At 66.8% G+C, this 22,888-nt stretch carries 22 protein-coding genes; 10 read left to right on the plus strand and 12 right to left on the minus strand.

All coding sequences use genetic code 11. The features are described from left to right. The first annotated feature begins 33 nt into the window (after positions 1–33). Both K4043_RS04935 and K4043_RS04940 read left to right on the plus strand, forming a co-directional pair. On the plus strand, positions 34–474 hold the full coding sequence (locus K4043_RS04935) for a SufE family protein (protein WP_265308386.1): 441 nt from the start codon (positions 34–36) through the stop codon (positions 472–474). Next, positions 471–1,724 carry an MFS transporter gene (locus tag K4043_RS04940; RefSeq protein ID WP_123730715.1) on the plus strand — a complete coding sequence of 418 codons (1,254 nt, stop codon included), beginning with the start codon at positions 471–473 and terminating at the stop codon, positions 1,722–1,724. Before K4043_RS04935 ends, K4043_RS04940 begins: the two co-directional genes overlap by 4 nt. A gap of 1,040 nt (positions 1,725–2,764) precedes the next feature. Here K4043_RS04940 and dksA read toward each other — a convergent pair. Beyond that, positions 2,765–4,036 (minus strand): RNA polymerase-binding protein DksA, encoded by a 1,272-nt coding sequence (gene dksA, locus K4043_RS04945; RefSeq protein ID WP_123730714.1) that lies wholly within the window; start codon positions 4,034–4,036, stop codon positions 2,765–2,767. A gap of 272 nt (positions 4,037–4,308) precedes the next feature. Between dksA and yidD the strand changes: the two genes are divergently transcribed. Genes yidD through K4043_RS04960 form a run of 3 tightly spaced genes read left to right on the plus strand, consistent with a single transcriptional unit; the run spans position 4,309 to position 6,758 of the window. Then, entirely contained in the window at positions 4,309–4,566 is a 258-nt protein-coding gene (gene yidD / locus K4043_RS04950) for a membrane protein insertion efficiency factor YidD (RefSeq protein WP_121038212.1), read from the plus strand. Further along, positions 4,567–5,913: a dihydroorotase gene (locus K4043_RS04955; RefSeq protein WP_265308387.1), complete on the plus strand. Its 1,347-nt coding sequence runs from the start codon at positions 4,567–4,569 to the stop codon at positions 5,911–5,913. Then, the gene (locus K4043_RS04960) at positions 5,913–6,758 is read left to right on the plus strand and encodes a M23 family metallopeptidase (RefSeq protein WP_184997249.1); all 846 of its coding nucleotides are present in this window, start codon (positions 5,913–5,915) and stop codon (positions 6,756–6,758) included. The genes K4043_RS04955 and K4043_RS04960 overlap by 1 nt, the downstream gene beginning before the upstream one ends. A 31-nt stretch (positions 6,759–6,789) precedes the next feature. Here the strand turns inward: K4043_RS04960 and K4043_RS04965 are convergent, their stop codons facing one another. From K4043_RS04965 to efp, 5 genes are all read right to left on the minus strand, one after another. Next, positions 6,790–7,497: a squalene/phytoene synthase family protein gene (locus K4043_RS04965; RefSeq protein ID WP_123730711.1), complete on the minus strand. Its 708-nt coding sequence runs from the start codon at positions 7,495–7,497 to the stop codon at positions 6,790–6,792. A gap of 18 nt (positions 7,498–7,515) precedes the next feature. Beyond that, a complete protein-coding gene (locus K4043_RS04970) occupies positions 7,516–8,199 on the minus strand; it encodes a phosphoglycolate phosphatase (RefSeq protein WP_265308389.1) in 684 nt (227 codons plus the stop codon). Then, positions 8,192–8,923, minus strand: coding sequence for a bifunctional 2-polyprenyl-6-hydroxyphenol methylase/3-demethylubiquinol 3-O-methyltransferase UbiG (ubiG, locus tag K4043_RS04975; RefSeq protein ID WP_121038225.1), 732 nt, complete (start codon positions 8,921–8,923; stop codon positions 8,192–8,194). Before ubiG ends, K4043_RS04970 begins: the two co-directional genes overlap by 8 nt. 16 nt (positions 8,924–8,939) lie before the next feature. Continuing rightward, complete coding sequence (locus K4043_RS04980; RefSeq protein ID WP_265308390.1) at positions 8,940–10,283, minus strand: TRZ/ATZ family hydrolase; 1,344 nt, start codon at positions 10,281–10,283, stop codon at positions 8,940–8,942. Positions 10,284–10,510: 227 nt separating this feature from the next. Then, on the minus strand, positions 10,511–11,080 hold the full coding sequence (efp, locus tag K4043_RS04985) for an elongation factor P (RefSeq protein WP_123730708.1): 570 nt from the start codon (positions 11,078–11,080) through the stop codon (positions 10,511–10,513). 126 nt (positions 11,081–11,206) lie between these two features. Here efp and epmB point away from each other — a divergent pair, with 126 nt between their 5' ends. Then, a complete protein-coding gene (epmB, locus tag K4043_RS04990; protein WP_265308392.1) occupies positions 11,207–12,211 on the plus strand; it encodes an EF-P beta-lysylation protein EpmB in 1,005 nt (334 codons plus the stop codon). A gap of 2 nt (positions 12,212–12,213) precedes the next feature. Here epmB and K4043_RS04995 read toward each other — a convergent pair whose 3' ends face one another. The 3 genes from K4043_RS04995 to K4043_RS05005 are packed head-to-tail and all read right to left on the minus strand — an operon-like array spanning position 12,214 to position 16,095. Then, the gene (locus K4043_RS04995; RefSeq protein WP_265308393.1) at positions 12,214–14,340 is read right to left on the minus strand and encodes an EAL domain-containing protein; all 2,127 of its coding nucleotides are present in this window, start codon (positions 14,338–14,340) and stop codon (positions 12,214–12,216) included. Beyond that, on the minus strand, positions 14,337–15,269 hold the full coding sequence (locus K4043_RS05000) for a phosphate/phosphite/phosphonate ABC transporter substrate-binding protein (protein ID WP_123730705.1): 933 nt from the start codon (positions 15,267–15,269) through the stop codon (positions 14,337–14,339). The genes K4043_RS04995 and K4043_RS05000 overlap by 4 nt, the downstream gene beginning before the upstream one ends. Before the next feature lie 52 nt (positions 15,270–15,321). Then, on the minus strand, positions 15,322–16,095 hold the full coding sequence (locus K4043_RS05005) for an RNA methyltransferase (protein ID WP_123730704.1): 774 nt from the start codon (positions 16,093–16,095) through the stop codon (positions 15,322–15,324). Positions 16,096–16,214: 119 nt separating this feature from the next. On the opposite strand from K4043_RS05005, the gene K4043_RS05010 reads away from it, so the two are divergent. Next, on the plus strand, positions 16,215–17,042 hold the full coding sequence (locus K4043_RS05010) for an inositol monophosphatase family protein (protein WP_019182815.1): 828 nt from the start codon (positions 16,215–16,217) through the stop codon (positions 17,040–17,042). Positions 17,043–17,523: 481 nt separating this feature from the next. On the opposite strand, the gene htpX is transcribed toward K4043_RS05010, so the two are convergent. Further along, positions 17,524–18,396: a protease HtpX gene (gene htpX / locus K4043_RS05015; protein WP_121038240.1), complete on the minus strand. Its 873-nt coding sequence runs from the start codon at positions 18,394–18,396 to the stop codon at positions 17,524–17,526. A 93-nt stretch (positions 18,397–18,489) separates the two neighbouring features. Here htpX and gluQRS point away from each other — a divergent pair, with 93 nt between their 5' ends. The 3 genes from gluQRS (at position 18,490) to phaR (ending at position 20,856) form a co-directional block, all read left to right on the plus strand. After that, on the plus strand, positions 18,490–19,395 hold the full coding sequence (gene gluQRS, locus K4043_RS05020) for a tRNA glutamyl-Q(34) synthetase GluQRS (protein ID WP_265308395.1): 906 nt from the start codon (positions 18,490–18,492) through the stop codon (positions 19,393–19,395). Positions 19,396–19,448: 53 nt separating this feature from the next. After that, entirely contained in the window at positions 19,449–20,189 is a 741-nt protein-coding gene (gene phbB, locus K4043_RS05025) for an acetoacetyl-CoA reductase (RefSeq protein WP_123730702.1), read from the plus strand. Between the two features lie 121 nt (positions 20,190–20,310). Then, positions 20,311–20,856, plus strand: a complete 546-nt coding sequence (gene phaR, locus K4043_RS05030; RefSeq protein WP_265308396.1) for a polyhydroxyalkanoate synthesis repressor PhaR — start codon at positions 20,311–20,313, stop codon at positions 20,854–20,856. A gap of 121 nt (positions 20,857–20,977) precedes the next feature. Here phaR and K4043_RS05035 read toward each other — a convergent pair whose 3' ends face one another. Beyond that, the gene (locus tag K4043_RS05035) at positions 20,978–21,943 is read right to left on the minus strand and encodes a TraB/GumN family protein (protein ID WP_265308397.1); all 966 of its coding nucleotides are present in this window, start codon (positions 21,941–21,943) and stop codon (positions 20,978–20,980) included. Next, positions 21,943–22,884, minus strand: coding sequence for a DUF1684 domain-containing protein (locus K4043_RS05040; RefSeq protein WP_265308398.1), 942 nt, complete (start codon positions 22,882–22,884; stop codon positions 21,943–21,945). The genes K4043_RS05035 and K4043_RS05040 overlap by 1 nt, the downstream gene beginning before the upstream one ends. Positions 22,885–22,888 lie beyond the last annotated feature (4 nt).

Consider the following 22,888-nt stretch of genomic DNA (forward strand, 5'->3'; position numbering starts at 1 on the left):
CCCACGGACGGCGAACACCGGCCCGGAGCCCCCATGACCCCCACCTCCCCGTTCCCGCTCGAACCCACCGCTGCTGAAGCCCAGGCCGCCATCGCCGAGGAATTCGCCTTCTTCGGTGACTGGTCCGAGCGCTACCAGTACCTGATCGACCTCGGCCGCAAACTGCCCACCTTCCCGGAGGAGTGGAAGACCGAGGAGCACCGCCTGCTCGGCTGCCAGTCGATGGTCTGGATCGTGCCGGACGGCAATGCCGAGGCGCTGCGCTTCCACGCCATCAGTGATTCGGCGATCGTCTCCGGGCTGATCTACCTGGCCCTGCGCGTGTACTCGGGCCGTTCGGCGGCCGAGATCCTGGCCACCGAGCCGAGCTACATCCAGGACATCGGGCTGTCGCGCCACCTGTCGCCGACCCGCAGCAACGGCGTGGCGGCGATGCTGGCCTTCATCCGCGACACCGCTCAAGCGCAGTCGTGACGCTCTCCGCCGATCCGCAGGAGCCGGACAGCGCCCTGCAGCTGCTGGCCCGCCCGGGCTTTTCGCTGGTGCTGGCGTACCGCATCTTCGCGATGCTCTCCTACCAGATCGTTGCGGTGACGGTCGGCTGGCATATCTACGAAGTCACCCGCAATCCGTTCTCGCTGGGCCTGGTCGGCCTGGCCGAGGTGCTCCCGTTCTTCTGTGTGGCGCCGTTCGCCGGCTATCTGGTCGACCACCTGCCCCGCCGCCGGCTGGGCATGGTCGCCTGCAGCGGGCTGGTGATGACCGCATTGGTTTTGACCGCCGTCGCGCAGGGCTGGCTGCCGTTCCACGGGGTGTGGCCGATCTATGCGGCGATCGCACTGACCGGCATGGTCCGCGCGTTCCTCTCGCCGATCTACAACGCACTGTTCGCCCGCGTGCTGGAGCGCACGCAGTACGCGCGTGGCGCGGGACTGGGCGCGGTGGTCTTCCAGACCGGCATGGTGGTCGGACCGGCACTGGGCGGCGCGCTGGTGGCGTGGGGCGGCAAGGGCGTTGCCTATGGCGTGGCGGTCGGCGTGTCGCTCATCGCGCTGGGTTGCCTGGCGGCGCTGCGCGTCTCCGAGCCGGTGCACACCGGTCCGGCGGCGCCGATCTTCAAGAGCATCGCCGAGGGTGGCCGTTTCGTGCTGGGCAACAGGATCATGGTCGGGGCGATGGCGCTGGACATGTTCTCGGTGTTGCTCGGCGGGGTGGTGGCGATGCTGCCGGCCTTCCTGCACGAGATCCTGCACCATGGGCCGGAGGGGCTGGGCGTGCTGCGCGCGGCACCGGCGCTGGGCTCGGTGTGCGTGGGGCTGTGGTTGGCGCGTCGGCCGCTGCAGCGCAATGCGGGGCGTGTGCTGTTGTTCGCGGTGGCCGGCTTTGGTCTGTGCGTGATCGGTTTCGGACTGTCGTCGAATTTCTGGCTGTCGGCGGCGATCCTGTTGTTCTACGGTGCGTTCGACGGTGTGTCGGTGGTGGTGCGCTCGACGATTCTGCAGTTGGCGACGCCGGAGGAGATGCGTGGCCGGGTGTCGTCGATCAATGGCATTTTCATCAGTTCGTCGAATGAGTTGGGTGCGTTCTATGCGGGCACGATGGCCAAGCTGTTGGGGCTGGTCCCGGCGGTGGTGCTGGGTGGCTTCGCGGTGTTGAGCGTGGCGGGCATTACGGCCTGGAAGAATCCGACGCTGCGGAGGTTGAATCTGCGCGATCTGCATTGATGGATTTCCTGCCTGGCTGATCGGCTGATCAGCTGATCGGTTGGTTGGCCGTTTGGCCGTTTGCCCGTTGGCCGATTGGCTGGCGCTGCGCGGTTGGGTTGCCGGGGCTGTGAGTCGGCGCCTGCTTATGCCTGGGGTTGGGCGGCCGGGCAGCGCAGTGCAGGACCCGCCGTGAACCCATCCATGGGGGCTCGTAGTGCGGCATCCATGCCGCACACGGTCCTTCACTGCGCTACCCGTCCCCCCATGGACAGTGGGTTGCTTGCGCGGAATCAACGGCGAAGAGCGAACGGCGGCAGGCAAACAGCAAATGCCCGGCCTCTTACCGCTTATCACTCACGGCGTACGGCGCCGGTTGATGGCTGTCAGCTGGCAGCTGTTGGCTGTCAGCGCTTGGCTTTTGGCTGTTAGCTGCTGGCTTAGGGCTTGCGGCTTAGGGCTTGCGGCTTACGGCTTACGGCTTACGGCTTACGGCTTGCGGCTTGCGGCTTCGGCTTTCCTTCCGGGTGCCAGCGGATTGCGGATTGCAGATTGCGTAATTCTCGGTGCGCCCGCCTCGCCTGTAGATTCAAGCCATGCGTGGATATCGCGCGCACCGCTGGACAGGCATCCAGACCAGCGTTCGGTAGTTCCTGATGGCCCAGGCAACCCTGGCAACTGACTCACAGCGTGTCGGAAGCGGGAGTCCAGGCTCTTCCTGCCGCCCACCCATGAACCTGTCGGGAGTGGGTCGGGTAGCCCGGTCCGGGACCGTGTGCGGCATGGGTCCGGCGCATGCGCCGGACGGGTTGGGCAGGACGCCCAACCCCGGCCTTGCCGTGCGTGCAGGATTGCACGCACGAGCAAGCCGCACTACGAGCCCCCATGGATGGGTTTACGGCGGGTCCCGGACCGGGCTGCCCGACCCACTCAAACGCCAAGTGGCAAGGCGCCAACGCCCTTCGTGTCCAACCCCGAACCAACACAAACCAAAAGCGAACGGCCAAAAAAAACCCGGCCGAAGCCGGGTTTTTCGTAGAACAGCACAACCAACAGCGCGATCAGTCGCCCTGCTGCTTCTGCAGATGCTCCCAACGCTCCTGCGCATCGATCGTGCGCTCAGCGGTCAGGCGGGCTTCCAGACGATCCAGGCCAATCTCTTCGCCCGTATCCACACAGAAACCGTAATCGCCATCTTCCAGACGCTTCAGCGTGCTGTTGATCTTGCCGATCAGCTTGCGATAACGATCGCGGGTACGCAGTTCCAGCGAGTTCTCGGTCTCGCGGGTGGCGCGCTCGGCCTCATCGCCGATATCACGCACTTCTTCCTGCAGATTCGCGATGGTCTGCTTGGATTCCTCCACCAGATCATTGCGCCAGTGCTGCAGGCGCTGGCGGAAATACTCCAGCTGCAGCGGGCTCATGTATTCCTCTTCCGCGCTCGGCTTGTAACCGTCGGGCAGGATCGGACGACCGGTGGCTTCGTCAGTCTTGTATTCCACCACCTTGACCTTGGTGCGCGGTGCCGGGGCGGACGAGCGCGCTGCCACGGCAACGGCGACCTTGCCGACCGGACGCGACACGGGCTTGGGGGCGGACTCGGACTTGGCGGGGGTTTTTGCAGGCGATTTCGAAACGGGCACGGGATTCTTGTTTTGCGGGGCCTTGGAGGCGGGGGCCGCTGCGACCGGCGCCGGCGCGGAGGCCGGAGAGGTAACAGGTTTGGCCGCGCTCTTGGCCGGGACAGACTTGGCCGGGGCCGGCGATGCCGGCTTCGGTGCGGACTTGACTACAGGTGCTGCAACCGGCTTGGTGGCCGGCTTGGGTGCCACGGGCTTGCTGGCGGTCTTGCTGGCCTTGGCCGGCGTGGCCGGTGCCTGCTTGACTGCGGTCTTCTTCGCCGGTGCCGGCTTGGCCGCCGGTTTGGCGACAGCAGGCGTCACGGTCTTCTTGGCTGCCGTCTTGCTGGCAGCGGCTTTCCTGACGGGCGCCTTGCTCACCGGCTTGCCTGCCGCGCGCTTGGCGGGCGTGGCAACCGGCTTGGCGACCGTCGACTTCTTGGCAACGACCTTCTTGGCGACGGTCTTTTTGGCCACCACCGTCTTGGCAGCAGGCTTCTTGGCGACAGCCTTCTTGACGGTCTTGGCCGGCGACGTGCTGGCCGCCTTTTTAACGGGTGCCGTCCTGGCCGCCGGTTGTTTGGATGCAGGCTTGCCAGCCGGCTTGGCGGCCGGCTTCTTGGCAACGGACTTGGCCGCCAACTTCTTTACAACAGGCTTGGCGGTTTTCTTGGCGGCCTTGACGGCCTTCTTTGCAGTTTTTTTAGCAGCCACGAAACGCTCTTCCTTGGATTCCCCGGGGCCCGGGAAAGCGGGCCTTTATAGCCTACCCGACCAGCAGCAGCAACCACACCGCCTACTCCGTTCAGCCCCGGAGTCGCAAGGCGTGCGACCGGCCCGCCTGGCAGGCGGGCCAACGTGCGCAGTTCGGTACCTGACCCGGCGACACCGCCGGGGCGGCCCGTCGCGCGCGTGGGTGCGGACGGGTCCAACGCCCCATCCTGCGACAAATGCGCCCTTCATGCCAACTGGAATAAGATTGGGGGGTGATCTCACGCCTGCTCATCGCCCTGCTGCGCTTCTACAAGCGCTTCATCAGCCCGCTGCTGGGGCCGCGTTGCCGCTTCATGCCCAGCTGTTCTGAATACGCCATGCAAGCCATCGCCACCCATGGCCCCGCGCGCGGCAGCTGGCTGGCCGCGCGCCGGCTGGGCCGCTGCCATCCCTTCCATCCCGGTGGCATCGACGAGGTGCCACCGCGCGCCGCGCACGACGCCACCTGCCGCTGCACAGGAAAACACTGAATGTCCTCCACGCTCATCGTCAACGCCCGCCTGGTCAACGAAGGCATCATCACCCAGGGTGACCTGCGCATCGAAGATGGCCGCATCGCGCAGATCGGTCCCGGCCTGGAGACCCGCCCCGGCGAAACCGTGGTCGACGCCGCCGGCCGCTGGCTGCTGCCGGGCATGATCGACGACCAGGTCCATTTCCGTGAGCCCGGCTTGACCCACAAGGGCGACATCGCGACCGAATCGGCCGCGGCCGTCGCCGGGGGCCTGACCAGCTTCATGGACATGCCCAACACCAACCCGCCCACGCTCAACGCCGAGATCCTGCAGTCCAAATACGATGCCGCCGCCGGCCGCGCACGCGCCAACTACGGCTTCTACATGGGCGCCAGCAACGACAACCTGGCCCACATCCAGTCGCTGGATCCCAAGACCGCGCCGGGCATCAAGGTGTTCATGGGTGCCTCCACCGGCAACATGCTGGTCGACAACCCGGAAACGCTCGACGCGATCTTCCGCGACGCGCCCACGCCGATCATCACGCACTGCGAAGACACGCCGATGATCGATGCCAAGGCCAAGGAGTACGCCGAAAAGTACGGCGATTCCCTGAGTGCCGAACAGCACCCGGACATCCGCTCGCGCGAGGCCTGCCTGAAGTCGTCCGAGCTGGCCGTCTCGCTGGCGAAGAAGCACGGCACCCGCCTGCATGTGCTGCACATCTCCACCGCCGATGAGCTGGCCCTGTTCGAGCGCGGCCCGCTGATCCGCGCCGATGGCAGCCGCAAGCAGATCACCGCCGAGACCTGCATCCACTTCCTGCGTTTCGACCGCAGCGATTACGCGCGGTTGGGCAACCTGATCAAGTGCAACCCGGCGATCAAGGAAGCCAGCGACCGCGAAGCGCTGACCCGCGCCGTGGCCGATGACGTGATCGACGTACTCGCCACCGATCATGCGCCGCACACCTGGGAAGAAAAACAGAAGCCCTATGCACAGGCGCCGTCCGGCCTGCCGCTGGTGCAGTACGCGCTGGTCGCCGCGCTGGAACTGGTGCACGAAGGCAAGCTGGAGATCACCCAGGTCGTGCAGAAGTTCGCGCACGCGCCGGCGCAGCTGTTCGACGTCAGTCAGCGTGGCTACCTGCGCGAAGGCTACTTCGCCGATCTGGTGCTGGTCGAAGATGTGCCCTTCACCGTCAAGCGCGAAGACGTGCTGTCCAAGTGCGGCTGGTCGCCGTTTGAGGGCACCACCTTCCGTTCGCGCATCGCCTCGACCTGGGTCAACGGGCAGCTGGCGTGGGATGGCGAGAAGCTGGTGGGTTCGCCGAACGGCCAGCGCATGAGCTTCGACCGCTGATGCGGGCACGGGTGTTGAGCGCGGCCCTGGCGGCCGCAGGCGTCGTGGCGATGGGCAGTCTACTGCCCTCGCCCGCCGTGGCCCAGGCCGATGCGCGCGTGGTGTTTCCGGCCAGCGCCTCGCAGGGCGCGATGGTGATCGGCAAGGTGCCGGCCGGCAGCGTCGTGAAGTACGGCGGCCGCACCCTGCGCGTGAGCGGGTACGGCAGCGTGGTGTTCGGTATCGGCCGCGATGAGAAAGGTCCGCTGCAGGTGCAGGTGACGCGCCCGGACGGCGGCAGTGAAACGGTCAGTGTCGCGGTCACCCCGCGCGACTGGCCGACCGAGCGCGTCAACGGCGTGCCGCCGAAGACGGTCAATCCGCCGCCGGCGATTGCCGAGCGGATCAAGCGTGAGCAGGCGCAGGTCACCGCCGCGCGTGCCCGCGATGACAATCGCGCCGACTTCGCACAGGCCTTCATCTGGCCGGTGCAGGGCCGCATCAGCGGACGCTTCGGCAATGCGCGCGTCTATAACGGCCAACCCGGTTCGGGCCACTCCGGCATGGACATCGCGGTGCCCACCGGCACCCCGGTGAAGGCACCGGCGGCAGGGGTGGTCACCTTCGCGGGCCCGGACCTGTATCTGACCGGCGGCACGCTGCTGCTGGATCACGGCTTCGGGATCAGTTCGAATTTCCTGCACCTGTCGCGCATCGACGTGAACGTCGGCGACCGCGTCGAGCAGGGTCAGGTGATCGCCGCTGTCGGGGCGACCGGTCGCGCGACCGGCCCGCATCTGCACTGGGGCATGAACTGGTTCGATACCCGCATCGACCCGCTGCTGGTGCTGGAACGCGGCAAGTAACGGAGTGCCGGCCGCTGGCCGGCACGCACGCTCAGCCTCGCGCAGCCCACCAGGTAAGCCACAGCGTCCGCATCGGCGTGGCCTGGTACTGGCGGTCCTGCGCCCAGGTCTGCTGGCGGGCACGGGCCAGCGCAGCGTACAGGCGGCGCGGACGCGGGCCGGCAACCCGGGCCGGCCACTTGGCCAGCAGCTGCTGCGCCCACCGGCCCGGCGCGGCAGTGTCATCCTCGGCCAGCAGCGAACGCGGAATCGCCGCGACGCCACTCTCATGCAGGCGCTGGGCCAGGGTCTGCACCAGCACCGGGGTGGCGACATCGCCACGCGCCGGGGTATCGAACATCACCGCCTCGACCGCGGCCACAGCGGCCGCATACGCCTGCAGCGAGCGCAGCGCCTGCGCCGGATCGACCGGCACCGCACGCGCTTCGATCAGATCCGGCAGCGTCTCGGCCAGCTGCGCCCACGGCGCGCGCACCGGCTCGAGCACGCGGCCCAGCGGATGGCGCGAGCGCTGTGCGGACCAGCTGCGCAGCTCTTCGCCCCACCACGCCAGTTTGGCATCGGAGGGCATCGGGTCGCCGGCAGTATTGAGGATGTCGTCGAACTCCTGCAGCAGCGAGAACCACGCCACCACCAGGGTGCGCTGGTTCTCGGGCACGAAGCGTTCGGCCACCTGCCACTCGGGCCAACGGGTCCGCCACTTGTCCAGGAAACTGTCCAGGGCGCTGGGAGTACTCACGGTGTATTCCTTGAAAGGCTAGAGCGTGCGCGGAAGCGGCCACGCCTTGGCATGTTGCAGGTGTTCGGGACGTGCGGTCAGCGTATCGGCGCCCCAGGCCATGGGATCGTCGGCATCGAGCCGATAGCCCCACAGCGCGGCGACCGAGGCCATGCCCGCGGCGTTGGCGGCGACGATGTCGCGCTCGTCATCGCCCACGTAGATGCAGGTGCCCGGGGCGATGCCCATGCGCTCGGCGGCGGCCAACAGCGGCAGTGGATGCGGCTTGCGCTGGGCCAGGGTGTCGCCGCCGATCAGCACCTTGCAGCGCTGTTCCCAGCCCAGCTGCGGCACGATCAGCCGGGCCAGATACTCGGGCTTGTTGGTGACGATGCCCCACGCGCAGCCGGCCGCATCGAGCGCGTCGAGCATGCCGGCGATGCCATCGAACAGCACGGCATGCTGGCCGATCAGGCCTTCGTAGCGCTCCAGGAACTCCGGCACCAGCGCATCACGCTCGGCCTGCCCCAACTCGGGAAACGCTACCGAGACCATCGCACGCGAGCCTTTGGAGACCACCGGGCGCAGCGCGCCCAGGGTGATCGGCGCGCGCCCGCGCGCGGCCAGCATCGCGTTGGCGGTGGCCAGCATGTCCGGTGCGCTGTCCAGCAGGGTGCCGTCCAGATCGAACAGCACCGCCGGCGGGAAACTGAACTCAGACACGTGCCGCGTCGTCCGGCTTGACCGCGTGGGCCAGGTAATTGATGTCGGTGCGCGTGCTCAGGCGGGCACGGTTGCGCCACGGCTCATAGGCCATGCCACTGACATCGCGCAGGTTGAAATCAGCCTCACGCAGCCACTTGCCCAGCTCGGCCGGCTTGATGAAATCCTGGTAGTGGTGCGTGCCCTTGGGCAGCAGCCGCGCCACGTATTCGGCACCGACGATCGCCACGGCGAACGCGGCCGGGGTGCGGTTCACGGTCGACAGGAACAGCTGGCCGCCCGGCTTGAGCAGACGGTGGCAGGCGGCGATGATCGCGCCCGGGTCCGGCACATGCTCGAGCATTTCCATGCAGGTCACCACATCGAAGCTGCCCGGCTGTTCGGCGGCCAGGTCTTCCGCGGCCTGCACGCGGTAGTCGACCGTGACGCCCGACTCCAGCCCGTGCAGGCGGGCGACCTTGACCAGTTCCGGGGCCAGGTCGATCGCGGTGACGTCCGCGCCTTCCTTGGCCAGCGCTTCGCTGAGCAGGCCGCCACCGCAGCCGATATCAAGTACGCGGGCGCCGCGCAGGGTGACGCGCTGGGCGACGTACTGCAGGCGCACCGGGTTCAACGCATGCAGCGGCTTCTGCGGGCCATCGACGTCCCACCAGCGGTTGGCGAGCGCGGCGAACTTGTCCAGTTCGGCCTGATCGAAATTGGTGGAAGCATGGGGGGTGTTCATGGGGATCCTTGATGCATCAAGCACGGATGTGTCGGATACGCTCGCGCCACTGGCGGGCGTTGGCGACGATCGCGGCGGTGTCCATGCCGACCAGTTCGCGCTGGACCAGCTTGGGCTGGCCGGCGATCCAGACATCGCTGACCTGGTGGCGGCCGGCGGCGTAGACAAGCTGCGAGAGCACATGGTGCAGCGGTTGGGTTTCCAGCGCGGAGAGATCCACGCAGACCAGATCGGCCTGCTTGCCGACCTCGATCGAGCCGATACGGTCACCGAAACCCAGCGCGCGTGCGCCGCCCAGGGTGGCCGCACGCAGCGTGGTGGCCGCGTCCAGCGCGGTGGCGTCGTTGGCCACGGCCTTGGCCAGGATCGCCGCGGTGCGGTTCTCGCTGAACATGTCCAGGTCGTTGTTGCTGGCGCAGCCGTCCGTGCCGATCGCCAGGTTCACACCGGCGCGCTGCAGCGCGCAGGCCGGGCAGAACCCGGAGGCCAGCTTGAGGTTGGATTCCGGGCAGTGCACCACGCTGACGCCGCGCTCGGCGCACAGGTGGATTTCGGCTTCGGTCAGCTGGGTCATGTGCACCGCGATCAGGCGGTCGTTGACCAGGCCGAGCCGGTCCAGACGCGCCAGCGGACGCTGGCCATGCAGCTTGATCGAGTCGCTGATTTCCTGCGCGGTTTCATGCGTGTGCAGGTGCACCTGCATGTCCAGCTGGTCGGACAGCATGCGCACGCGTTCGAAGTTCGCGTCGTTGACGGTGTACGGCGCGTGCGGGGCGAACGAGGTGCCGATCAGCGGATCATTGCGCCACTGGTCGTGCAGCTCGCCGGCCTTGGCGAAGTACTCGTCATCGGTCTTGGCCCAGGCGGTCGGGAAATCGATGATCACCGCACCGACCAGCGCACGGAATCCGTGCTGCTTGTAGACGGCGGCCTGGACGTCGGAGAAGAAGTAGTTTTCGTTGGCGCAGGTGGTACCGCCGCGCAGCATCTCGGCGATCGCCAGGGTGGTGCCGTCGGCCACGAACTCCGGGCCGATCACCGCCGCTTCCACCGGCCAGATGTGCTGCTGCAGCCAGACCATCAGCGGCAGGTCGTCGGCGACGCCCCGCAGCAGGGTCATGGGATTGTGGGTATGCGCGTTGACCAGACCCGGCATCAGTGCCGCGTCCGGGCGGGACACGGTCTGCTTGGGCGTAAAGCGCTCCCGCGCTTGCGCACGCGGCAGGATCGCGATGATCTCACTGCCACGTACGGCCACGGCATGGTCTTCCAGCACCACCGCATGCGGTTCGATCGGGACCACGTAACCGGCTTCGATCAACAGGTCACAGGCTTCGGGAATGCGGGCGGTGTCGGTCATGCGGGCTCACTTTGCTGGAGAAACAGGTCAGCCTACGGCAGGGCCTACCTCGAACCTTCAGAAGACCGGTCCCATGCTGGACGGCTACCGCGATGCTTCTGGAGGACTGGCCCCTGAGTCAGGGGCGGCCGCGAAGCGGCGGGGTGTGGATGCTGGTGAGTTGGGGCCCACGATCCGCGGCGCGGATCGTGGGAGCGCCAGCGCGAATGCGCTGCCGCGTACCCGGATTACTTGCCTGCGCGTGCGGAGTATTCGCCCGAGCGGGTGTCGACCTTGATGATTTCATCCTGGTTGACGAACAGCGGCACGCGGACCACGGCGCCGGTTTCCAGGGTGGCCGGCTTGCCGCCGCCGCCCGAGGTGTCGCCACGGACGCCCGGATCGGTTTCGGTGATCTTCAGTTCCACGAAGTTCGGCGGCTGCACGAAGATCGGCTCGCCGTTCCACAGCGTCACGATGCAGACTTCCTCGCCCTTCAGCCACTTGTCAGCACCGCCCATGCCGGCCTTGGTGGCCTGGACCTGCTCGAAGGTTTCCGGGTCCATGAAGTGCCAGAACTCGCCATCGCTGTACATGAAGTCCATGTTGGTATCGACAACATCGGCCTTCTCCACGTCATCGGTCGCCTTCATGGTCATTTCGACCACGCGGCCCGACTTGATGAAGCGGTACTTCATGCGGGTGAAGGCCTGGCCCTTGCCCGGCTTGACGTACTCGGTCTCAGTGATGACGGCCGGTTCGTTGTTGATCAGGATCTTCATCCCGTTCTTGACATCGTTCATGCCAACAGTGGCCATGCTGAAACTCCTGAATGGGCAAACGCCGCGCAGGCGCGGCGAGCCGGATAGAATGGGAAATCCCACCGACACCGGTGGGGTGACTCGATATTTCTGACCCACATGATAACCGCAGGCCCCCATTCCATGCAGCTTTCCGCCACGCCCCTGGCCGCCCCCGTCCGCTGGCAGCAACGGTGGCGCGAGGCGATCCGCGACCCCCGCGAGCTGCTTCGGCAGCTGGGGCTGGATCCGGTGGCACTGGGGGTCTCTGACGAGGCGGCCAGCCAGTTCGCAGTGCGCGTGCCGCAGGGCTTCGCGGCGCGGATGCGCCATGGCGACCGGCATGATCCCCTGCTCCGCCAGGTCCTGCCGATCACCGACGAGCTGAAGGTCGTGCCCGGCTTCAGCCTGGACGCGGTCGGCGATGGCGCGGCCAAGAAGGCCACCGGGGTCATCCAGAAGTACCGTGGCCGTGCCCTGCTGGTCACCACCGGCAGCTGCGCGATCAACTGCCGGTACTGTTTCCGCCGCCATTTCGACTACGGCACCGAGAACGCGGCCCGCGAAGGCTGGCGCGATGCGGTCGATGCGATCGCGCAGGACCCGGACATCGACGAGGTGATCCTGTCCGGCGGCGACCCGCTGTCGCTGGCGACCCACAAGCTGGTGGAGCTGACCCAGGCCCTGAAGCAGATTCCGCACCTGCGCCGCCTGCGCATCCACAGCCGTCTGCCCGTGGTCCTGCCCGAGCGCGTGGATGAGGAGCTGGTGCAGTGGATCGCCTCGCTGCCGTGGCCGGTGGCGTTCGTGATCCATGCCAACCACGCCAACGAATTCGATGCGACCGTGGACGCTGCGATGGCGCGCCTGCGCGCGGCCGGCGCCACCCTGCTCAACCAGGCCGTGCTGCTGCGCGGGGTCAACGATTCGATCGAGGCGCTGCAGGCGTTGAGCGAGCGCAGTTTCGCGGCGGGCGTACTGCCCTATTACCTGTATCAGGTGGACCGGGTCGAAGGTGTCGCCCATTTCGAAGTGGCCGACGACACCGCCAAGGACCTGCATGCACAGCTGACCGCACGCCTGTCCGGCTATCTGGTCCCCAAGCTGGTCCGCGAGATCTCCGGCGACAGCAGCAAGCGCCCGGTCTAGCGTCAGCTGCCGGCCTCGAGCAGCTGCACCACGTCCGTGGCGCTGACCGGGTGGCTCAACCAGTAGCCCTGGGCCAGGTCGCAGCCGCGCTGGGCCAGCAGATCGAACTGCACTTCCTGCTCGATGCCTTCGGCCACCACGGTGATCCCCAGCGCATGGGCCATGGCGATGATCGCCGTGGTCAACGCCAGATCGTCCGGGTCACGCTGCATGTCGGCCACGAAGCTCTTGTCGATCTTGACCCCGTCCACCGGCACCTGGCGCAGGTGGCTCAGGCCGGAGAAGCCGGTGCCGAAATCATCCAGCCAGACCTTCACGCCCGTCCGGTGCAGCTTGTCCAGCAATGCGGCGGCCAGCATTTCATCGCCGATCACCGCCGTTTCGGTCAGCTCCAGATGCAGGCGCGACGCCGGCAGCCCGGTGTCGCGCAGGCAGTCGGCGACCAGGGTCGGCAGTTCGCCACCGCGCAGCTGGCGCGGTGACACGTTGACCGAGACGAACAGGCCTTCGCCATCGGCACCTGACGGCCACTGCACCGCCTCGGTACAGGCGGCGCGCAGCACCTTGGGACCGATCACTTCGATCAGGCCGCTCTGCTCGGCCACTTCGATGAACACCGAAGGCGGAATCGTGCCCAGGGTCGGGTGCTGCCAGCGCAGCAGCACCTCCACGCCGACCATGCGACGGTCGCGGGTCCGGTAGATCGGCTGATAGGCCAGCCGCAGCTCGCCGCGCTCCCAGGCGCCGCGCAGCTCCTGCTCCATGTGCACGCGGCGCTCGACGGCGTGATCCATGGCGCGGCTGTAGTAGCGGTAACAGTTTTTACCGGCCATCTTGGCCTGGTACATCGCGATGTCGCCGTTCTTGAGCAGCGTGGTGGCATCGGCGGCATCGTCCGGGAACAGGGTCACACCGATTGAGGTGCCCAGGAACAGCTCCCTGCCCTGCACGACCAGCGGCTGCCCCAGCTCGCGCACCAGGAGTTCGGCAAGTTCGCGGGCGCGGGCGGCCACATCACCTTCACCGATCAGGATCACGAATTCATCGCCACCGAAGCGGGCCAGCAAGGCCTCATCGCCACCGGCCTGCGCGACGGCGGCGCTGATGCGCTGGGCGAACTGCAGCAGCGCTTCATCGCCGGCTTCATGGCCGAGCGTGTCATTGACGCGCTTGAAGTCATCCATGTCGGCGAACAGCAGCCCCAGGCGATGCCCGGACGCACGCGCGGCCATCAGCCGGTGATCCAGCGCCTCACGGAAGGCCAGACGGTTGGTCAGACCGGTCAGCGCGTCGGTATAGGCCATGTGCCGCACTTCACGGTCATGCCGGGCGATGGCCTGGCTCATCCGGCCGAACGCCCGCACCAGCTCGCCGACTTCATCCTGGCGATGACTCTGGCGCATCTGCAGGTTGTAGTCGCCCGCCTCGATCTGGCGGGCGGCGCCAGCCAGCCAGCGGATCGGCGTGACCAGCGTTCGCTGCACATAGATGATCACCACTGCGCCAATGCCGACCAGCAGGCCCAGCATCAGCAGCAGCCAGCCCAGATGCCGCTTGCCGACCTGCTGCAGCCGCTCGCCCAGGGTCTGGTTGGCTTTCCTTTCCATCGCCTGGACATCATCCAGCGCCATGCCCACGCGGACGCCGCCGATGCGCTGGTTGCCGATCATGATCGGCATCGCGTTGTCGAGCACCTTGGGCGACTGCTGGACGACCAGCTCGCGCGCACCGACCGCACCGTTCGCCAGCGGATCGCGCATCGGCTGACCGAACTCGAGCACGTCCACCGAGCCATCGTGGATCAGCCGGCCATTCTCGTCGAACACCAGCACATAGCGCACCACCTGCTGCCGCGAGGTGTTGCGCACCAGCGCGCCGACCTGCTCCAGGTCGTTGTAGTACAGCGGATTGGCCAGCGCATCGGACAGCTCGCGCGCCAAGGCCTCACCCCGGCTGCGCACGCTGCGGTCGAACAGGTCATGGATGACGTTGCCGCTGAGGTGCTGGACCTCGCCCTGCATCGTCGCCTGACGCCCCAGCACCACCGCCACGATGGCCACCACCACCAGCATCGCGCCGCTCATCGCAAGCACGAACTTTGCCTGCATTCCGGAACCCAACCGACTCATTCCACTTCCATCCGCACGCGCGTCAAGCCCTGTTTCAATTCATCCAGCCGGTGCTGCATCTGTGCATCCACCCGGTGGAACCCGGAGGTACCAAAAAACACGTTCAATGCACTGCGTCCCTGCGGGTCCGAGGCGGCCTCCAGCAGCACCTCCTGCAGGCGGTCACGCACCCGCGGGTCGAGCCCTTCGCGCACCATTTCCACAGCGCGTGGATACGGCTCGGTGCGGTGGATGACCCGGAAGTCACGCACGAAGTTGGCCGGGATACGCTTGCCGTCGGCCCAGTCCACGCTGCTCACCGCCCCGGCATCGACCAGGCCCTTGTGGACGAAGGTGGCGATGTTGGATTCGGACCGCGCGAACACATAGCCCACGCTGTCCGGTGCCGCCGTGTCGCCCAGCGACGCCAGAATTTCCGGGGTTTCGCCATGCTGCAACAACGTCATCACCGGCACCAGGTAGGCGCTGGTGGAGGCCACGTTCTGCAGCGCCAGCGTATGCCCGCGCAGATCTTCCAGGGTCTGGATGGGGCTGTCGCGGCGCACGAAGAACACCGTGTGGTACTCCCGCACGCCACTGCGTTCGGTCAGCAGCAGCGGCCTGGCGCCGCTGCGCAGGCCCAGCGCGACGGCAGTGCCGGAGGTTTCAGTGACCCAGTCGACCCGGCCGCGGCGCAGATAGCTGCCCATCTGCTGGGCGTCCCGCGCCATCAGGATGCGGCCTTCGGTAATGCCGACATCGCGCATGCGCGGGATCACGTAATCCAGCAGGGGCTGCAGCTGTGCATAGTGAGACTTCGGGTCGTCGCTGATCCTTCCCAGCACCAGTTCGTGGGCGGGACCGGCCCACGCCGACCCCGTCGTCGCGGCGATGGCCAGACACAGCAATACGCTCTGCAGCAGCCTTCGCAGTCCCGACAAGCCCATCACTCCCCCCAAGGAATCGAGACAGACTACCCGAAAAAGTGAGAACTGCGTCGGCTTACAGGGGCTTATTTGTCGCCAATCTCGCCATGCGCTGTGCATCGGACAGAATGCCGCGCAGCAGCCGCACTTCCTGCTCGCTCAGCTCGGTGCGCAGGAACAGGCGGCGCAGCTTGCGCATGGCCGACTCGGGCGCGCGGCCCTTGTGGAAATCGATCTCATCCAAGGTGTCGCCGAGCTGGCCGAACAGGCCTTCCACCTGGGCATGGCTGGCCGGCGCTTCACCGAAGCCGGGGTCGGCCGGGGCGGCGACGGGGGCATCGCCCGCCCCGAGGATGGCCATGCGCACTTCATAGGCCAGCACCTGGACGGCGGCGGCCAGGTTCAAGGAACTGAAGTCCGGATTGGACGGAATATGCACGGCGGCGTGGCAGAGCTGCAGCTCTTCATTGGTCAGGCCCGTGCGCTCACGTCCGAATACGAAGGCCACTTCGGCCGGCTCGGCAGCCTTGGCCAGTACGCGCTGGGCGGCCACGGCCGGCAGCAGTTCTTCCAGCTGGACCCGGCGCGAGCGGGCGGTACAGCCCAGCACGAAGCGGCAGTCGGCCACGGCCTCGGCCAGGGTCGCCACGACCGGCGCGTCGCCGAGGACGTCTTCGGCGCCGGCCGAGCGACGGAAGGCCTCTTCATCCAGCGGTTTTTCCGGGGCGACCAGGACCAGGCGGCCCAGCCCCATGGTTTTCATGGCACGAGCGGCCGCCCCCATGTTTCCGGGGTGCTGGGTGCCGACCAGGACGAAGCGGATGCGGGCGGGAGCGGTTTGAACGGACATGAACAGGCCAAATGCGAGCAGGACAGCGACAAATGGTAAACTGTGCGACCGGCCTCTGCGCCGGGACCGCTCTTTTCCCCCGCCAAACCCCTACTCTGCCTTTACGGGAGCTTTTCGCCATGCAGAAACCCGCCGTCACCGTCATGGTCAAGGCCGCCCGCCTCGCCGGCAACGTCCTGTTGCGCAACATCAACAAGCTCGAGGCGTTGAACGTCGTGCAGAAGGGCCGCATGGACTATGCCAGTGAAGTCGATGCAGATGCGGAAAAGGTCATCGTCAAGGAACTCAAGCGCGCCTATCCCGAGTACGGGATCATGGGTGAGGAAGGTGGCGTGCAGTCGGTCAACCGTTACATGTGGGTCATCGATCCGCTGGACGGCACCAGCAACTACCTGCGCGGCTTCCCGCATTACTGCGTGTCCATCGCCCTGGTCGAGAACGGTGAGCCGATCGACGCGGTGATTTTCGATCCGCTCCGCAATGAGTTGTTCACCGCCAGCCGTGGTGCGGGCGCGGTGTTCAATGACCGCCGTATCCGTATTGCCGAGCGCAAGGATCTGGGCGGCGCGATGATCCATACCGGTTTTGCACCGCGTGAGCGTCAGCGCACGAGCGCGCAGCTGAAGGCGGTGGATGCGCTGCTGGTGCAGGCCGAAGACGTGCGCCGCACGGGGTCGGCGGCGCTGGATCTGGCCTATGTTGCCTGTGGCCGTGCCGATGCGTACTTCGAGGCCGGTGTGAAGGCCTGGGACATCGCCGCCGGTGTGCTGCTGGTCCGTGAGGCCGGTGGCCGGGTCTGTGATTTCAAGGGTGCTACGCCGGCCCGTATGGACAGCCGTGGTCCGGAGACGCAGCAGATCGTGGCTGGCAATGTGAAGATCAGCGATGCGCTGCAGAAGGTGCTGGTCAATACGGGCTACGCGGCGGAGTTCGACGCGAAGTTCTGATCGGGCTGGATCTGATCTGCACCATGACGGCGCCTTCGGGCGCCGTTGTTGTTTGTGGGCTGTCATCGTGCGACGTGCTGGACGCGTCATAGCGAGCCTGGCTAGTCGTGCTTCGGTAGTGCCGACCGCTGGTCGGCTGCTGTTGAATGCTGGCAACGGTAACGGTAACGGTAACGGCAACGGCAGCGGCAACGGCAGCGGCAGCGCTTCCATTGCTGAGGCGCTGAGGCCGGCGGATAGCCCGGGCCAAGACACGCCGTAAACCCGTCCATGGGGGCTCGACAAGCGGCATCCATGCCGCTTGACGGTCTTGGCCCGGGCTATCCGCCGACCTCTCGACAGACCTTGGCGTGGCGGATGGAAGAACTCAACGCTCCTGACATCTATTGGACGGCACTGACATTTTTTGATCGCGGGCGCTCGCCCAACAAAAAACGCCCGGCGGAAGCCGGGCGTTCTGTTCTGCGCACTGCGGTGTGGGTTACACCACGGTGTTGTTGGCGGCGCGCAGGGCGGCGATGCGCTCGTCCAGCGGGGGATGGCTCATGAACAGCTTCTTGGCGGCGCCGCCGGCGATGCCGAAGGCGGCGATCTGGGTCGGCAGGGTGCTCTGGCCGTGGTTGACCTTGAGGCGCTCGAGGGCGGCGATCATCTTCTGGCGGCCGGCCAGGTGGGCGCCACCGGCGTCGGCGCGGAACTCGCGGTGACGGGAGAACCACATGGAGATCATGGTGGCGAACAGGCCGAACACCATTTCCAGGACGAACACGATGATGTAATAGGCAAAGCCGCGGCCGCCGCCTTCGCGGTTGCCGGACAGGGCGCTGTCGATGAAGCCGCCGACGATGCGGGCCAGGACGATCACGAAGGTGTTGAGCACGCCCTGCAGCAGGGCCATGGTGATCATGTCACCGTTGGCGACGTGGGCGATTTCATGGCCGAGCACGGCTTCGGCTTCGTCTTCGCTCATGTTGTGCAGCAGGCCGGTGGAGACGGCGACCAGGGCCTTGTTGCGGTTGGCGCCGGTGGCGAAGGCGTTGATTTCCGGGCCTTCGTACACCGCCACTTCGGGCATGCCGATGCCGGCTTCGCGGGCCTGGCGTTCAACGGTGGCCAGCAGCCAGCGTTCGGTGGGGTTGCGCGGCTCGGTGATCACGACGGCGCCGGTCGAGCGCTTGGCCATGAACTTGGAGAGCAGCAGCGAGATGAACGAGCCGCCGAACCCGAAGATGGCCGCGAAGACCAGCAGGCCGCTCATCTGGTTGGGATTGACGCCCAGTACCGACATCACGATGCCGGCCAGGATCAGCACCGCAAAGTTGGTCAGCAGGAAGAGAGCAATGCGACTGAACATGGGAAAAGGACGCTCATGGGAGGTTGATGAATGCAAATCTGCGGTGACTTCAGCTTGAATTCAAGTCGCAAACTGACCGACGATTCATAGTTCATGTCTGATTCCTTCTATTGCGGACGCTTTGCGCCCTCGCCTACCGGCGCCCTGCACCCCGGCTCGCTGCTGGCCGCGCTGGGCAGCTGGCTGCTCGCGCGGCACGCGGGCGGCCGCTGGCTGGTACGGGTGGAGGACGTCGATCCTCCTCGAACGGTGCCCGGCGCGGTCAGCGGCCAACTGGCCACATTGGCGGCATTCGGCCTGAACAGTGATGGGCCGGTCGTGCATCAGAGCCAGCGCGATGCGCTGTATCAGGCGGCGCTGGACCGGCTGCTGCGCGAGGGCAAGGCGTTTGCGTGCCACTGCAGCCGCAGTGAGCTGTCCGCTCAGGGCGGCATCCACCACCAGTGTGTCGCCCGTGCCGCGCGTGCGCAGCCTGCCGTGCGGCTGCGGGTGCCGCCCGGCAGCGTCGTGGGGTTCGATGACGGATTGCAGGGCCGCATCGTGCAGGACGTGCACGCCGAGGTTGGCGACTTCGTGCTGCGCCGCGCCGACGGCTATTGGGCCTACCAGCTGGCGGTCGTGGTGGACGATGGCGCGCAGCAGGTGACCGATGTGGTGCGTGGGGCGGACCTGCTCGATTCCACACCGCGTCAGATCCTGCTGCAGCAGGCCCTGGGTTTGCCGACACCGCGCTACCTGCATCTGCCGCTGCTGCTCGGCCCGGAAGGGCGCAAGCTCTCCAAGTCCGAGGCGGCGCTGCCAGTGGATCCGGCCCGGCCGCTGCCGGCCCTGCGCCGGGCATGGGCGCAGCTGGGCCAGGAGCCGGCGATCGGTGCAGGGGCCGATGACGTGGGCCGGTGGCTTCAGCAGGCCGCCGCCGGCTTCGATCCGGACCGGTTGCCACCGGGCGACATTTCCCCCCTGCACGCCGCTGGCGAGGCTGCCCCTTTTGCCCCCTGATGTTGCAGAATCGCTTTCCCCCTTGTTGGCCCTGCCTTTCGGAGTAGCTGCTCATGACATCTCGCGTCGCACTGGTCACCGGTGGTACCGGCGGTATCGGTACTGCCATCTGCCAACGCCTGGCCGACCAGGGCCATCGGGTCGCCACCAACTACCGTGACGAAGCCAAAGCCAGGGCCTGGCGCGAGAAGATGCTGGCGCGCGGCTGCGACGTAGCGATTTTCCCGGGCGATGTGTCCGATCCCGGCACCGCCGAAAGCATGGTGCAGGCGGTCGAAGCGGCGCTGGGGCCGGTCGAGATCCTGGTCAACAACGCGGGCATCACCCGCGATACCACCTTCCACCGCATGCGCGCGGACCAGTGGCACGACGTGATCAACACCAACCTCAATTCGGTGTTCAACGTCACCCGTCCGGTCATCGAGGGCATGCGCCGCCGCGGCTGGGGCCGGGTCATCCAGATCAGCTCCATCAACGGCCTGAAGGGCCAGTACGGCCAGGCCAACTACGCCGCCGCCAAAGCCGGCATGCACGGCTTCACCATTTCGCTGGCGCGTGAGAATGCCGGCTTCGGCATCACCGTTAACACCATTTCGCCGGGCTATGTGGCCACCGACATGGTGATGGCCGTGCCGGATGAAGTGCGCGCCAAGATCATCGCCGACATCCCCACCGGCCGCCTCGGCAAGCCGGAGGAAATCGCCTACGCAGTGGCCTTCCTGGTCAACGAGGAAGCGTCCTGGATCACCGGCTCCAACCTGGACATCAACGGCGGCCACCACATGGGGTGGTAAGCGCCAAAAATGCTGCACTCCATGTTGCGCAACATAAATGCGGCCCCTTGCTACCTATGGCGGTTGCATAGGCTGCTGCACTGCGCCATGCTGCGCGCCTACTGTGATGAGTGACTGCTTCATGGCTGCGACCCGCATTATCAAGAAGTACCCGAACCGCCGGCTCTACGACACGGAAATCTCCAGCTACATCACCATAGAGGATGTGCGCCAGCTGATCCTGGACGGTGAGGACTTCGAGGTGCGTGACGCCAAGAGCGGCGATGACCTGACCCGCTCGGTGCTGCTGCAGATCATCGCCGACCAGGAGCAGGACGGCGAACCGATGCTGTCCACCCAGCTGCTCAGCCAGCTGATCCGCTTCTATGGCGACTCGCTGCAGGGCTTCATGGGCAACTATCTGGAGCGCAGCATGCAGGTCTTCCTGGACCAGCAGCAGCAGTTCCGCCAGCAGATGGGCAATCTCCTCGGCCAGACCCCTTGGGCGATGATGAACCAGCTGACCGAGCGCAACATGGAGATGTGGCAGGACTTCCAGCGCAACATGGGCGGCGGCTTCGGTGGCCGTCCGGGTGGCACTGGAACGGGTACCGGCGCGGGCACGGGTGCGGGTACCGGCAAGAAGCCGGAAACGCCGGCACCGGGCGCGGGCAAGACCCGCCGCTGAGCCCACGCTCGGCGCAGTAAAGAAAAAGGCGCAGCCCTCGGGCCGCGCCTTTTCTCGTTTCAGGGACCGGCGACGTGATCGACGCCATCCGGTCGACCCTATCGCCCTCCAGCCGCGCGCATCAGCGCTTGGGCTTGGCGCAGCCGGTGCAGACGCGCTCCACCTTGTAGCCCTTGGCGCGCAGCTTTTCGACCACACCGTCGTTGCCGAGCAGGTGCAACGTCCCCACCACCACCATCGTGCCCCCCTGCCCGGCCTGCAGATGCTGCTGCAGCTTGGGCACCCAGGCATCGTTGCGGTCGGTGTTGATGCGCTTGTACAGCTGCGGGTACTGGCCGCGCATTTCGGTAGCCATCGAGGTCCACAGCAGCTTGTCGTCGCCGCGGCGCCACGCGTCGTGCAGCTTGCGGCCCATCTCGTCGCCCTTGCCGGCCTGCTCAAGCGCCTCGGCGACCATCTGCTGCTGCTCCTTGGCCGTCATCCCCGACAGCACCGCGATCTGGGTGTCGATGTCTTCCAGCCCGGCGGTGGCCTTGCCTGCGCTGGCCGCGCGGGTCATGAAATGGCGATCCAGCCCAAGCGCCGGGTCCAGGCCCATCTTGGTGAACTGGCTCAGGGTGATGGTCAGGCCGACGAACCACGGCTTCATGCCCTGCAACTGGGCCAGCGGCAGCTTGTTCTCCTGCGCATAGGCCTGCAGTTTGGTCCAGGTCGCGGCGTCCAGGTCGCGTTTCAGCTCCGAGCCATCGGTGCGCATCGCGGCCTGCACCATTTTCTGCGCCAACTGCGGCGATTCCATGTCCTGCGGCGACAGCTCGAACACCACCCGCTGCGAGGCCGCAAAGGCCTGGTCGATGTCCGGCGACAGCGGGTAATCGGTGGGCTGCAGGAGATGGAACGAACCCAGCAGGTACAGGCGACTGTCGCCCGGGCCGGTGACCTTCCACAGCAGCGGCACGGGCGGGGTGGCCTTGGCCGCTGTCGGCGCGCTCGGCGCCACCGGGCGCGCTTCGGCGCTGCCCGTACCGACCCACAGGCTCGCAGCGATCAGCAACGGGGACACGACACGCGACAACATCGAGATCATCAAGCCTCTCCTTCAGGGGCGTGGTACGCCTGCTCGCCTGCGTCCACACGCAGGTCCAGGCGGTTTTCAGGGGGTGTCAGCGGACACGTCGCGAACGGGGTGAACGCGCATGGGGGGTTGTAGGCGTGATTGAAATCGATCACCACCCCGCCCTGCGCGTCGGGCGCGGGCAGATCGAGATAGCGGCCGGCCGGATAGCTGCCGTGGCCGCTGGTGCGATCACCAAAGATCACGAACAGCTCGCGCCCAGGCTCGCCGATCGCCTCCAGCCGCCAGGTGCGGCCATCGCGCTCGAATTCCAGCGTGCCGGCATTGGGCATGTTCGTGGTCAGGCCGGTGATGTCCACGATCGGCAGCGTCTTGCCGGCCGGATGTGGCACGAAGCGCGCGGTGATGCGCCAGGCCGGACCACCCGGCCAGTACGTCAGGCCGGTGAAGTTCGTCCGTGAGGGGGCATCGGCGTGCTTGACCCGCAGCGCGAAGCGCTCACCGCGATGGATCAGGCTGAGCCGGCCCTTGTCGTCATCGAAGGCGATGACTGTCGGGGTTGGATCGCGATCACTGAAGAAGCGGATGCGGCCGGTGACCGGCTTGCCCTCCACGCGCACCGGCACGCCACGCTCCGGCGTGAACCAGACGGTGCTGCCCTCGCGCGCGACCATGCCGAGCTTGTCCGGGCCGACCGCCAAGCGGATGCCGCTGCCCGGCCCATGCCCGATGTAGTGCGCCTTGTACTCCAGCCAGTGCAGACCGACCAGGCTGGTCCAGCCATCGGCGGCGTGCAGCGCTTCGTAGCGCTGTTGGCGCCACTGCTGCTGTTCGGCCTCGAAGGCCGGATCGATCGCCACCTTCGCCGGTGCGGCCTCGTTCTTTTCGCCACACCCCGAGATGCTCACTGCCAGCAGCAACGCAGTCGCCCACACTCCCCAGCGCTTCCCCATGACC

This window comes from Stenotrophomonas sp. SRS1 (assembly GCF_026130205.1).
Classification (GTDB): domain Bacteria; phylum Pseudomonadota; class Gammaproteobacteria; order Xanthomonadales; family Xanthomonadaceae; genus Stenotrophomonas; species Stenotrophomonas rhizophila_B.

What these genes read in the sequence shown, in the direction of transcription:
- K4043_RS05010 (WP_019182815.1), top strand. Translation starts at nt 16,215, where the DNA reads ATGCAGAAACCCGCCGTCACCGTCATGGTCAAGGCCGCCCGCCTCGCC.
- phbB (WP_123730702.1), top strand. Translation starts at nt 19,449, where the DNA reads ATGACATCTCGCGTCGCACTGGTCACCGGTGGTACCGGCGGTATCGGT.
- phaR (WP_265308396.1), top strand. Translation starts at nt 20,311, where the DNA reads ATGGCTGCGACCCGCATTATCAAGAAGTACCCGAACCGCCGGCTCTAC.
- ubiG (WP_121038225.1), bottom strand. Translation starts at nt 8,923, where the DNA reads ATGAACACCCCCCATGCTTCCACCAATTTCGATCAGGCCGAACTGGAC.
- htpX (WP_121038240.1), bottom strand. Translation starts at nt 18,396, where the DNA reads ATGTTCAGTCGCATTGCTCTCTTCCTGCTGACCAACTTTGCGGTGCTG.
- gluQRS (WP_265308395.1), top strand. Translation starts at nt 18,490, where the DNA reads ATGTCTGATTCCTTCTATTGCGGACGCTTTGCGCCCTCGCCTACCGGC.
- K4043_RS05040 (WP_265308398.1), bottom strand. Translation starts at nt 22,884, where the DNA reads ATGGGGAAGCGCTGGGGAGTGTGGGCGACTGCGTTGCTGCTGGCAGTG.
- efp (WP_123730708.1), bottom strand. Translation starts at nt 11,080, where the DNA reads ATGGCCACTGTTGGCATGAACGATGTCAAGAACGGGATGAAGATCCTG.
- K4043_RS05035 (WP_265308397.1), bottom strand. Translation starts at nt 21,943, where the DNA reads ATGATCTCGATGTTGTCGCGTGTCGTGTCCCCGTTGCTGATCGCTGCG.
- K4043_RS04995 (WP_265308393.1), bottom strand. Translation starts at nt 14,340, where the DNA reads ATGAGTCGGTTGGGTTCCGGAATGCAGGCAAAGTTCGTGCTTGCGATG.
- K4043_RS04955 (WP_265308387.1), top strand. Translation starts at nt 4,567, where the DNA reads ATGTCCTCCACGCTCATCGTCAACGCCCGCCTGGTCAACGAAGGCATC.
- K4043_RS04960 (WP_184997249.1), top strand. Translation starts at nt 5,913, where the DNA reads ATGCGGGCACGGGTGTTGAGCGCGGCCCTGGCGGCCGCAGGCGTCGTG.
- K4043_RS05005 (WP_123730704.1), bottom strand. Translation starts at nt 16,095, where the DNA reads ATGTCCGTTCAAACCGCTCCCGCCCGCATCCGCTTCGTCCTGGTCGGC.
- K4043_RS04935 (WP_265308386.1), top strand. Translation starts at nt 34, where the DNA reads ATGACCCCCACCTCCCCGTTCCCGCTCGAACCCACCGCTGCTGAAGCC.
- K4043_RS04980 (WP_265308390.1), bottom strand. Translation starts at nt 10,283, where the DNA reads ATGACCGACACCGCCCGCATTCCCGAAGCCTGTGACCTGTTGATCGAA.
- epmB (WP_265308392.1), top strand. Translation starts at nt 11,207, where the DNA reads ATGCAGCTTTCCGCCACGCCCCTGGCCGCCCCCGTCCGCTGGCAGCAA.